9 protein-coding genes and 1 pseudogene are annotated in these 12332 nt (G+C 47.1%); 8 read left to right on the top strand and 2 right to left on the bottom strand.

Features of this window, described 5'->3' with window-relative positions; genetic code table 11:
- Position 1 precedes the first annotated feature (1 nt).
- Both BWD42_RS07530 and BWD42_RS07525 read left to right on the top strand, forming a co-directional pair.
- On the top strand, positions 2-1399 hold the full coding sequence (locus tag BWD42_RS07530; RefSeq protein ID WP_077434640.1) for a substrate import-associated zinc metallohydrolase lipoprotein: 1398 nt from the start codon (positions 2-4) through the stop codon (positions 1397-1399).
- Positions 1400-1403: 4 nt separating this feature from the next.
- Positions 1404-2729, top strand: coding sequence for a DUF4302 domain-containing protein (locus tag BWD42_RS07525; protein ID WP_077434638.1), 1326 nt, complete (start codon positions 1404-1406; stop codon positions 2727-2729).
- Positions 2730-2792: 63 nt separating this feature from the next.
- On the opposite strand, the gene BWD42_RS07520 is transcribed toward BWD42_RS07525, so the two are convergent.
- Both BWD42_RS07520 and BWD42_RS07515 read right to left on the bottom strand, forming a co-directional pair.
- Positions 2793-4400, bottom strand: a complete 1608-nt coding sequence (locus BWD42_RS07520) for a sulfatase (protein ID WP_077434636.1) — start codon at positions 4398-4400, stop codon at positions 2793-2795.
- Between the two features lie 77 nt (positions 4401-4477).
- Positions 4478-5647 (bottom strand): peptide-N-glycosidase F-related protein, encoded by a 1170-nt coding sequence (locus tag BWD42_RS07515; protein WP_077434634.1) that lies wholly within the window; start codon positions 5645-5647, stop codon positions 4478-4480.
- 321 nt (positions 5648-5968) lie between these two features.
- Between BWD42_RS07515 and BWD42_RS07510 the strand changes: the two genes are divergently transcribed.
- The 6 genes and pseudogenes from BWD42_RS07510 (at position 5969) to BWD42_RS07500 (ending at position 12192) form a co-directional block, all read left to right on the top strand.
- On the top strand, positions 5969-6934 hold the full coding sequence (locus tag BWD42_RS07510; protein WP_139351050.1) for a hypothetical protein: 966 nt from the start codon (positions 5969-5971) through the stop codon (positions 6932-6934).
- Positions 6935-7124: 190 nt separating this feature from the next.
- Complete coding sequence (locus BWD42_RS24950) at positions 7125-7640, top strand: carboxypeptidase-like regulatory domain-containing protein (RefSeq protein ID WP_254846193.1); 516 nt, start codon at positions 7125-7127, stop codon at positions 7638-7640.
- A gap of 124 nt (positions 7641-7764) precedes the next feature.
- A pseudogene (locus BWD42_RS25190) lies at positions 7765-7812 on the top strand (hypothetical protein); the annotation flags it as partial.
- Positions 7813-7989: 177 nt separating this feature from the next.
- Positions 7990-8979 carry a hypothetical protein gene (locus tag BWD42_RS24945; RefSeq protein WP_254846192.1) on the top strand — a complete coding sequence of 330 codons (990 nt, stop codon included), beginning with the start codon at positions 7990-7992 and terminating at the stop codon, positions 8977-8979.
- Positions 8980-9014: 35 nt separating this feature from the next.
- Entirely contained in the window at positions 9015-10460 is a 1446-nt protein-coding gene (locus BWD42_RS24940; protein WP_410528279.1) for a hypothetical protein, read from the top strand.
- Positions 10461-10491: 31 nt separating this feature from the next.
- Positions 10492-12192: a SusD/RagB family nutrient-binding outer membrane lipoprotein gene (locus BWD42_RS07500; protein WP_077434630.1), complete on the top strand. Its 1701-nt coding sequence runs from the start codon at positions 10492-10494 to the stop codon at positions 12190-12192.
- Positions 12193-12332: the final 140 nt, after the last annotated feature.

Here is a 12332-nt window from a genome sequence, read left to right as displayed (position 1 = left end):
TATGAAAACTATATTTAAATTATTGATCGGTATCGGCCTTATCAGTACACAATTTTCCTGTAGTAAAGAGGATAAATTAAATGCAAAAATTGAAAATTACGATACCTTTCGGCCCGGGGAAATCGATGCCTGGATTAAAAAAAATCTGACCGATCCCTATAATATCGAAGTCGTCTATCGCTATCAGCGCAATATGCACGATATCAACAAAAATATAAGCCCTCCCGACGAGTCGAAGGTGATCCCGCAGATGCAAATTATCAAGACCGCATTTTTGGATCTGTATGAAAAGGTTGGCGGCAAGGAGTTTATCAAAGTCTATACACCTAAACAATTTGCCCTCTTTGGCTCCGGTGACTACGATCCTGATGGCTCCGTCAAAGGCGGGACAGCCGATGGGGGGCGACGGATTACACTCTATGGATTAAATGGATTGAATCTTGAAAATCCGAATTCAATATTGGGCAATCTCCATATCGTGCATCACGAGTTTACCCATATCCTCAATCAAATCCGGATGATACCACCCGAATTTGAAAAGGTCTGTATAGGGGATTACCGCAGCGATTGGAATCATCCCGACAATAACCCGGAGGTTGCTGGAAAGTTGGGCTTTATATCACCTTATGCCCGAAAATCAGTAGGCGAAGATTTTGCGGAGACCCTATCTAACCTGATTGTCGCAGGACAAACAGTTTATGATGACCAGGCGATTTCCTATGGTGAGGAGGCAAAAGAAAAATTCAAGAAAAAAGAAACGATCGTACGGGAGTATATGCTGAAAAATTTTATGATTGACCTGACCGATTTGCAGGTGGAGTTTCAGCGCATCATGGAAACAGAATACGATAGCAAAAGTTTTTCATTTTTGAACGCAGTACGTGATAGCACGGTATCGGATACCTTGGACCTCAATCTGAGGGCTGCCTGGACAGAAAAATATAAAGTGTCGGCGATACAGACCGACCTCTTTAGAACGGCCTTGGCAAATAATTATTTCGTATCTAAAAACGAAGTCAAGCTCAAAATAAACTATCGGGATAAAAAGATGACATTGATCGTCCCTTTTGGATCCGTTTTAGTCATTACAGGTACGACTGTCGAGTTCGTTACGACAAATATATTATATGATTTTGACCTGATCAAACAGTCGGTCGGTACCTATAAGTTTAGATTGTCCGATCCACAGGGTACTGAAGATGACTACAGTAATGGACTTGAACCAAGGATAAAAAAAGACTATCAGCCCTTAATTGACTACCTGGAGGCAGGTACTTTCCGATTTGATTGGGGGGTATTGGGCAAAAAGACCGCGGACGAGGATGCACAGTTTGTCACCATTCAGGATATCTCGGATCCTGCATCAGGGATTACAGGACAGGTGAAATTTAAGAAATAATTGTATGAAAATAATAGGCTATTTTATGTTTGTGGCCCTACTGATACTGGGCTGCAGCAAAGCAAAAGAAGAAGATCGCTTGCTGGGTGATCCCGATGAGCGCATCGCCGATACGCTCGCTTATGTCAAAAATGCATTGGTCGCTGCACCGTATGGCTGGAAAGCCGTACTTTCGACCGACCTTTCGGGTGGTTATGGATTTTACATGCAGTTTGCGGCAAACGATAGGGTCAGCATGCTTGCGGATCTTGATAACGAAACGATGAATGAGCTGAAAGAATCGACCTATCGTGTGCGCCAGATTATGGCTGCAACATTGTCTTTTGACACCTTTACCTATTTAACCATGTTGGAGGATCCGGATCCCGGCGTCTTTGGTGGTGAAAGAGGAAAGGGCTATGGAAGCGATATTGAATTTAACTACGAGAAAACTAGTGGTGATACCTTATTCTTTGAGGGCCGGAAGTTCAAAAAATCCTTGTACCTGATTAAAGCGAGTGCCGCAGAACAAAAGGCATACTTGGAAAATAAACTGCAAACGAGCGTCGCTGCGGTCAAGGCGTATTTCAATACAGACTATAATGCGGTTACCATCGGTAAAATAAAGGCTGAATTGGTCGTTGATACGGCCGAAAAGATGCTCAACCTAATTGGTTATTTCGATGGAAAAACCGAGCGTATCAAGATCCCCTTTGGATATACGGTGAACAATGAGATCAACATGATTCAAAGTGATGCGCTTTTCGGTAACCATTTTACAGCCTTGCGCTATGACAAAGGGAGCTATAAGCTGCAGGCTTCCGATGGTCAGCAGTATGCCATCTCCAAAACAGCGGACTTGGTATTTACTCCTTTGGAAAGTTTCGGTGTAGGTTTAACGGCAATGGCACAGGCGGGGCCCTATGCCAATAAAAGTGAGCTCCCAATGGAGAGTTGGTCGGCCAGTTATGCCACCGATTGGGAGGAGTATGTGACTTCGGTGGCAGAATCGGACTTTGGCCTGACACTTGGCGATGTGGATTTCAGTGTAAACATGGCCAGGAAAGTGATCAATGCGTCAGGTTATTTTTATCAGGGGCCACAATATTACTCATTTAGCTATAACATGTCCTATACGATCGACTACAATACCAAGCGCCTTCGTTTTACGGGCATCAAAGCCACCGATGGTAACGGAAAGATCATGGTGCCCTTCATGGAAAGCTCGATTTTTAAAAATATGAAAGATAAAGACTTCGAGCTGGAGTATGTCGAGGACCCTGTATTCGGACGGGCCGTGAAATTTACACGTGCGGATGATCCGGATTATTATTTTACCTGGACCTTTTAAGATGGGTATCTAATTGTAAAACCGCCGTATTACGTAAATGAAATACGGCGGTTTTATTGGACATTATTTTTTGTGCTGTATTTTAATCTGTCGAACAAATTGCGCATCGTTCTGCTCTGAATCCGCATAGTATTTGCGTAGGGCATCGAGTTTCTGGTGCATCTGTTTACGTACCTGGCCATAAGCCGGATCCCGATAGACATTCTTCATTTCCTGCGGATCCTTTTCAAGATCATATAATTCCCATTCATCTACATCATAGTAGAAGTGTATCAGTTTATAACGTTCGGTCCGGATGCCATAATGACGTTTTACCATATGAATCGAAGGGTATTCATAGTAGGTATAATAGACGGCATCGCGCCACGTCTGTTCTTTCCCATTGATCAAGCCCCGAAATGACTGGCCTTGCATCGCTTGTGGCGCTTTGACTCCCGCATAATCCAGTAGGGTGGGGGCGAAATCGAGATTTTGTACGAGCGCTGTTGAAGTTTGTCCGGCCTTTATTTCCTGTGGATACCGAATCAAAAGGGGTGTCCGCAGAGATTCTTCATACATAAAACGTTTGTCAAACCAACCGTGTTCACCAAGGTAGAAGCCCTGATCTGAGGTATAGATCACAATGGTATTTTGATCTAGTCCATTGGCCTTTAGAAAATCCAGCAATCGGCCGACACCTTCGTCCACTGCGGCAACGGTGCCGAGGTAATCCTGCATATAACGTTGGTAGCGCCAGCGCATCAGATCTGTCTGGGACATTGTTGGGTACTTACGTTTAAAATCTGCCATCATCGGATCGTAGACTTTATCCCAGGCGGCACGTTCTTCTTTGCTCATCCGGCCCAGATTTTTTTCGTAGGCGGCCTTATCCCAGCGCATGTATTCTTTGATCCCCAGTTCGTCCATTACCGCCGGCGGAACTTTGTTGTCACCGGCCCAGTTCATGTGTTTTAGGATATTCATCTCCGCCGTTTTAGCAGCTGTACCCCGCCCTTCATAGTTGTCAAATAAGTTTTGAGGTTCACTGTAGGTTTTGGACGTATATTCCTTCAGATGTCGAAGGGCGGGCAACCACTCCCGATGGGGAGCTTTCTGGTGGTAGAGCACACAAAAGGGCTTACTGGTATCCCTTTGAGCGATCCAGTCTAGGGTCATGTCCGTTGTTAAGTCCGTCACATAACCTGGGATCTGCCTTTTTACACCATTAATCATAAAATTAGGATTGTAGTACTCTCCCTGATCCAATAAAACGGCCGAATAATCGAAGCCCTGGGGCAAACCGTTGAGGTGTATTTTTCCAATTAAAGCCGTCTGATAACCGTTTTTCTGGAGAATCTTGGCGAAGTTGTCCTGATTCCAGTCGAACTTGGCATTATTATCTATTTTCCCATTGATGTAGCTGTGCTTGCCTGTCAGCAATACCGCACGGCTTGGCGCGCACAAAGAATTGGTCACCGATGCCCGTGTGAACAGGACCCCTTCTTTTGCAAGCCGGTCAATATTGGGCGTTTGATTGAGTCCAAAGCCGTAGGCACTGACCGCCTGATAGCCATGATCATCGCTCATAATATAAACAATGTTTGGTCGCTTTTGTGTGCCCCTTGCCTGTGCTGCAGCCAACAGAGGCCAACAGCACAATAAGGCCAGTACGCTGATATCGAGTAGTTTCATGATTAAGTTGATTGCTTGTTTTTATCTAAAAATAACCAATTTTCCATCTTCCATCGCAACAACAGGGGATCGGGTGGTTATGGTTTTACTTTTTGACCGACCAAAACAAGGTAAGTCTGCAGGTAATTGCCATTGGAAACCGGTACCCGCTTATTGATGATCAGTGGATCGAGCGTCCCCAAGACCTTCGCGACATCCAATTTAATGCGGTGGGTTCCTTTGGAAAGTTTCCCAAGGGCAATCTTATGCACGATAATCTCTCCGCCCTGGCACCAGTTGCGTGTCGGGTATGTCCAACCGCCACCACCATAGGGATTTATGTCATCGTAATAAGATCTTGGTGTACAGGATTGCTCTGTACTAAATTTTTCGACCGTCTTGTCGTCCAAAATAACTTCAAACTCCCTGAACATTCCCTCTTCCATATTGCCTGATCCATGGCCCGAGCTGGAGATCCGAAGATAGGCATCCTGCATATCCGTATCCGTGGTAAATGTTTTTTCGACATATTCTACAGCACGGATCCCTTCAGAAAGCAGGGGCAGGACAACGGTATTATCCTGTTCCTCTTTGAGGACTGCTTTGGTTTTGGTGTCGATGAAAACTTCGGCATGGAAACCTGCGTAGCTGCAGTATTCTTTTTGCCAGCCATCGTCCAGGTAACCGCCATTGCTTTTGTTGGTTGGATTTGCGCCGATTTCATAGCCAATATAGACATCATAAGCAGGGTCACGTAGATCAGGTGCGAATTCACTGACATCCCGTTTATATGTAATCTTATTTGGGGTGCTGTCGTGTGCAAAATAAGGGGTCGTATAATGGATGAAAGACGTTTTGGTGTAATCATTGGGATTGATGTCCGCCAATCCAGTCTTTCCTTTGGGGACTTTGATGTACCAGCTGTAGGCATTCCGGTCCCATTGATCATAGGCCGCATGGAGTTCGATCCGGAAATCGATAGAATTGCCGATCTGTGCTTTCTCTTCAGGGCTCAGCAACTTGATGTAGGCCCCCGGGCCGTAGCGGCGCGTATTTTTTGTATTGACGGGGCAGCCCGTCCATAATGTGTTGCCATAGCCTCCATAAAAATTTTCTTTTTCGGAGAGACGCAGTTGATTGGGTAAAACCGTCCTTTCGGTAGGCAGCGGTGTTACGGTTAGCTGATCTTGCTTACAGCTTTGAAAAAAAAGACAGGCACAGGCAAGTAGCATGTAGCCATGCACAAATTGGTTTTTATATATCATCATATTAAAAATTGATTATTATTATGATATAGACGGTTGAACAATAAAATTGTCCCGATTTTAAAAAAAAATAATGCCAGCTTCGGTTTTAAATAAATTGTGTTTTTTTTCGGGACAATTACGGTTTTTATCCGTCTTACTGATGTAACGGTTTACAACTTCATAATTTCTTAGTTTAGTTTAGCCGCATCGGGTTCCCCGCTCGTGCGGCTTTTTTTATGTTGTAAGTCCTGTTTTTCTTTTTTTTAGGGACAAAAGTAAGGCTTGGCCGTCTTGTGTATGAAGCTGACCGGAATGGACTGGGGCAATAAGAAGAAATAGCCGATGAAACGAATAGATTTTATACTGATTTTATGCCTTGTTTTGGCAACGTTGGGAGCCTGCAACAAAGATAACGGGGCGGGTATTAGCGTTATCCCGACCGAGGATAGCGATATTTGGGTGAGTACGGAGCGTATGGATGCTGCTGGGAACCATTATTATGTTGCCTATACAGCATTTCACACCCTGGAATTGCGCATACGGGATCGACAGGGAGAGGAAATCATCAGCCATACCTGTGGGGTTGAACCCAGCGAGATACCGGCCTATGCCTCCAATGTCTTTCTAAACCTTGTGGTTCCCAATCGCTTTATTGGGGCGGATGATGCGACCCTATCCATCGCATTGTATAGCGATGAGGCGGAGCTTCGGCCCCAGTATGTGCAGTTGCTGTTGAATATCAATGTACAGACAAAGAAAATCTATAGCAAGAAATATACCATCACATCGCCGGCAGATTTTGCGTACAAGGCATCTGAGGGAGCGCTGGTGCAGTGGTATCAAAATACGCTGCTTGTCAAGGAAGGGCGGGATGTGGAATTGAATGCCCATGGTGGGATGCTGGGCGAGAATGGACCGGGTTCGGTATTGGTCTGCTACGAGCGGGATTTTACCGAGCGGTATCGCCTGCCGATCGATGCGGGTCAAAGCTATTTGCCGATTGCGCGCGACAACTATATTCCCCTGAATGATTTTGAAGCCATTTATTTTCGCGGGGATGGCCTGATTTCGCGCGAAAGGATGGTGCTGAGCGCGAGCGAAGAAGCCCGGGGCAAGCGGCCGGTTGTTTGGCAGATCGATCTTAGGCGTCACAGCAAAATGCCTGTTGACTATACCGTTAAACTGAATCATTACGACTTAAGGAATGGCATCGTGGAGACCCAGTATGCTATTTTCGATAAAACAGGGCGGTTTGTTAAAATGCTGCAGAAAAACTGGAATGTGGAAAATGGATACCCACAGCCTTGATCCGCTGATTGCAAGGAGTCGATTTTGTTCTCCAGCTGATTTAATCATTCAGCTGAAAATTAATGTCTCCCGGTTTTGGGAAAAATAGTTTAGGATTTCTCGGGACAATTTTGGTCTTCAGCCGTCTTAGAATAGACAACTTGGCAAAGAGCCGATGATTTATTAACCTTAATATTTACCTATTTTTCAGATGAAGCATTTTTATTCAGCCTGTAGCATCGTAGCCGCTGTATCGCTTTTGTCGGTATCACGCTTATATGCACAGCAGACAGTCACTGGGAGAGTGACCAATGCAACAGGAAGCATCAGTGGTGTCACTGTCACTGTCAAGGGCAGTACCCGAGTAACCCAGACCGACCGCGATGGAAATTATTCGATCGCGGCGCAGCGGGGCGAGACTTTGCGGTTTTCAATCGTAGGTTACCGTTCACAGGAGGTGCTGCTCCAGAATGGGCAGCCCGTCAATGTCGTAATCAAACCCGAGGACGGTTCATTGGAGGAAGTCGTGGTGACTGGTTTTGCGGCCCGCAAACGCAGTCAGATCGGCTCGGCTGTTACCGTAATTTCCGGTGAGGATATACGCCGGACCGGGGCTGTGAATCCCATTGCCGCATTGCAGGGCCTGGTTCCCGGACTACAGGTACAACCCGGCACTGGTGGGCCTCAGTCCACACCGATCTTTAGGATCCGGGGAGCGCCTCATTAGATCCCTACAAAAATCAGCCTCTTGTCGTGATCGACAATATCATTATGGACTCGGATATGATATTGCCCAACCGTGGTGATAGTCAGGATTTTGGAAATCTGCTCAAAACCTCAATCCCGATGATATCGAGAACATTTCAGTCCTGCGGGGTGGGGCGGTAACGGCGCTCTACGGCAGTCGCGCCCAGAATGGGGTCATCCTAATTACAACAAAAAGTGGTTTCGGGCAGCGCGGATTAGGTGTTTCCATCACGCAGAATACGCAATGGGACCAGGCGTATAAAACCCTGGACTTCCAGAATGAGTTTGGCCCCGGCACCACGAGTTCTGAACGCGATTTTATCAAGACCGTGGACGGCAGCTTGCAGATGGCGGCAACTCCCTATAATTTTGGTCCCAAATTCAATGGACAGCCGATCAAGGATAATTCCGGCCGTGATGTGTTGTATGCTGCCATCCCGCACAATGTGCTGGATGCCTATCGCACGGCGGTCAGCAGCAACACCGCGCTGATCATCTCGGGCGGCAGTGCTCAGGGAACCTTTCGGTTGAGCTATGCCCGGAATAGTTCGCAGGGAATTACGCCAAACAACGACTTTAAAGGCAACAGTTTCAACCTGCGCGGGACGCAGCGGCTGTTGGGAAAGATTATCGTTGACGCAAATGTGAGCTATACCAAAAGTCTGAGCCGAAATGCCGCTTATGTCGGTAATGAAAATACAAATCTCCAGAATAGGGGCGATGGAGCTGGGATTTTGGTCAATTTTGCCGCTGGTATCCCGCGTTCGTACGATACCAAATACTGGATGAAAAATTACATCTCACCGGAGGGTGGCTGGAATAGGGAAGACAAAAACAATTTCACCAATACGCTATACAACCTGTATGAGAATAACCGGACTGCAGATGATGATAATTTTCGGGGGTCTATCGATGTGCAAGTTCCTGTCACTAAAGTGTTTAAGTTTCAGGGCTTTGCCAATATGAACTACCTGGGCAGTAGCTATGAGGACCGCACCCGGGGGCGTGATAAAGGCTTCAATAATCCGGAGTACCTCACGACGATCGGTAGCCGTTTTACTACGCTATACCGTGGAGCATTGTATTACAGCGAAAGTTTCCATGATTTTAACCTGATGCTGACAGGTGGGGGTGAATATTTCCGCTTTAGCGCCCGCGGGAACGGTGCACGGACAGACGGTAGCATCTACCCTGAGATTTATCGCCTGAGCAATTCTCGCGATAAAGTTGTTGCTTGGGAGGATAAGCCCTATGCCAGGGATCTCGGTTCTCTTTTCTATCAGAGGGCTCGATCGATTACCGGAATGCGCTTACCCTGAATATTTATGGGCGCAATGACTGGAATTCCTCGCTGGTGTATAATGATGGACATGGCAGCAACTCTTATTTTTATCCGGGGGTAGATGCGATCTGGCATATTGACCAGACCTTTAAGGATAAACTGTCGGGGTTGGTTGATTATGGCGCTTTGCGGCTTTCGTATGTGAAAACAGGTAATGGTACCGGAGCCTACACCGCCAATACAGGTGCTTATGCCTCTAATGAAATCTATGATGATTATCTCGGGCGTCCGGTGCTCAATTACAGTTATCAGAGCAATACGCTGCCCAATCAGGGACTGAAACCCGAGCAGACCACAAAGATCGAAACAGGCCTGGAGTTTCGTCTATTTAAAAACAGGCTGGGGGCAGATGTCTCGATCTATTCCCAAGATTCCAAAGACCAGATCATCGAATTTGGGACGCCTAACACCTCCGGTGTATCGGCGGCGCTTTTAAATGGCGGGGCAGTTCGCAACCGCGGCATTGAATTGGTTGTCTATGGCGTACCGTTCAAAAACGGTACCTTCTCCTGGGACACGCGGTTCAACTACACGCGCAACCGGAATACCATCTTATCGCTTCCTTTTGGGCTGGAATATGTAGCCGTCGGTAGTGGTGACGGTTATCAGGCCGTGGCTAAACTAGGGGGGGACTATGGGACGATTATCGCACCTTACGGGCATGCCCGGTATCAGGCTGTCGATGCAAATGGGCAACCTACGACAAGTGAATTGAATGGCAAGATCCTGCTCGCAGCTCCCGATGGCACAACGACCATTTATGAACGTGCAGTCAATTACAAAGAAGGACTGGATAAAGCTCCGGTGGTGGGATCCATTCTACCCAAGTTTCTGGGCAACTGGCGCAATACCTTTAACTACAAATCTTTACAGCTGATCATCGGCCTCGATGCGAAGTTTGGCGGCATGGTCTATTCAGCGACCAAGGATTATGGTTCGTGGATGGGGCTCTTAAAAAGTACATTGCATGGTCGTACGGCCGAATATGGTGGCGTAGCCTTTACCACACGCAACGGTACCAAACGCAATGACGGTGTTATTTTCGACGGTGTGTACAAGCAGGGCACTGTATCTGCTGGCGGGCAGGATCTGTCGGGAATGACCCACCAGCAAGTGGTGGATGCAGGATATATCCTGCCCGTAACGACTTCGTCCTATTATGGCAATGCGTACTCACCTGCCTACGGTATACGGGAGCGCTCGATGTATGAATCCTCGTGGATCGCCCTGCAGCAGGTTAGCCTGAGTTATGATCTGCCCCAGGCAATCGCCAATAAAATCAAGATGAACGGATTGCGTATCGCAGTCTATGGCAATGACCTGCTGTTTTTGTACAATAATGCGCCCGATCACTTCAATCCCTATGGAATGAGCGATAGCGGTTCGGGAGCAGTTAATACGGGGGCGGCAATGCCTTATGTGCGCCGCTTTGGTTTCAGCATCAATGCGAGTTTTTAGATCGGATACCAGTAAATAAATAGCGTAAAAAATGAAAAATAAAATAACGATATACGGTTCAATTTTGCTGCTGGCCATAACAGCGTCCTGCAGCAAAGATAAATTTAAGGAATTAAATACCGATCCTGAGGCCATCTTAAATCCATTGCCGGAGCATGAACTGGCAAGCGGCCTGCTTGCTATTCACAATCGGCGCAGTGAGCGCTCGAATGACCTCTACCTGGGGATCTATTACTGGTCACAGACATTTTCGCTGGGGTCGGGCAACACCGCCGAGTCATATCAGGCTACGAGTGGCATTGGGGAGCGCTGGAATATGTTTTACGATGGGGTAGGCAATAGATTGGTGGACGTGAAAGAATTGATCAAAAAGCTGCCGGAAGACAAGCAGGCTGCCTATGTGCAGCTGAATGCCCTAATTGATATTCCGCTGGCCTATTTTGCCTGGTACACCGCCGATGTGTATGGCAGCATTGCTTATACCGAAGCCTTCCGGGCGCGTTATACCTTTCCACCGGCCTTGACTCCACGGTATGAAACACAGGAGGCACTCTATGAACTGCTTGATCAGCAGCTTAAAACAGCGGTCAACACGCTGAAGACCCCACCATCGGTCAAGCAAGTCAACCTTGAAGGTTTTGATATTTATTACGATGGAGACGCACAGCGCTGGATCAAGGCGGCCAACAGCCTACGGTTGAAGATGGCGATGCGCCTGATGAAGCGCAATCCCGAAAAATTGCGGGCCGTGGCGACGGAGGTGCTGGGCGATGAGGTCGGTGTGATTGAAAATGATCGGGAGTCATGGAAATTTATAGGCCGCCTGGGCTTTACCAATGCTGAAGACAACCCTGCAGGGCGCCGTCCGGTTTCTGGCGCAAAAAATTTGGTGGATTTTATGTGGAATACGGGCGATCCACGGCTGAGGATATATTTTGAACCCTCACATTTTACAAAAGAACGCTTTGAACAGGCACAGGTGCAAGGGAAAATTCCGAAAAGCTTTGTCTGGGACGGTCAGCTGTACCGGGGACAGTACATTAGTCCCGATGAAGCATTGAATACAGCGGAGGATGAAAAAAAAGCAGCTTATTTTACGGCCATCAAATATAAAGATGGAGATGTGGAAGTGACCGGTAACCTTCCTTCATCCATTCGGGGAAGTTTTTTCAACTGTGCGCCCAACCAGGGATTAATGACCTTTCCGGTGATCAGTTGTTCAGATATGCTGTTTATGCGGGCTGAGCTGGCCCAGCGCAATATCTATGGCAATTCCGCAGCGGCCGAAGAGCTTTACTACCGCGGAATAGATTCTGCATTGGCAGAAACTGACCGTGCCGCTGGACGGGCGAAAATTAATGATTATCAACCTTTAACTGCGGAGGAGGTCATTGCTTACAAAGCCAAATCGGGCATTCGTTATCGTGAGGAAAACGCTTTGGAGCAAATTTGTGTGCAGCAGTACATCAATTATTTCAAAAACAACAATGAAGCCTGGGCACTGATCAAGCGGACGGGGTATCCCGCTGTTGATGGAAAGATCCTAAAGACCGAAAGATTTATGAATGGCGGAAGTGAAATGGCCATGCCGCGCCGTTTTCCCATTAAACTGCCCCTGGTGACCGACCTCAATGCCAAAAATATCAATGCCGCCATTGCGGACATGGAAAAAATTGCCGGCTTTGGAACGGTGAATGATATTACTGGGCGTGTATGGTTGGATAGGCTCTAGCGAAAATAAACTTAGTGATCGTGGTATAGTCCGCAAAGCTATGCAACGTAAAAGACAAGGGACCGGACGACCCTGGGGCAATGTTCCCAGAACGGCCGGTCCCTGTTTTCATGGACTTATCCAATTTTTATACAGCTATT

This window comes from Sphingobacterium sp. CZ-UAM, from assembly GCF_002000245.1.
In the GTDB taxonomy this organism is placed as follows: domain Bacteria; phylum Bacteroidota; class Bacteroidia; order Sphingobacteriales; family Sphingobacteriaceae; genus Sphingobacterium.
The sequence above is the reverse complement of the archived record's forward strand: the minus strand, read 5'-3'. Positions and strand labels throughout refer to the sequence as shown.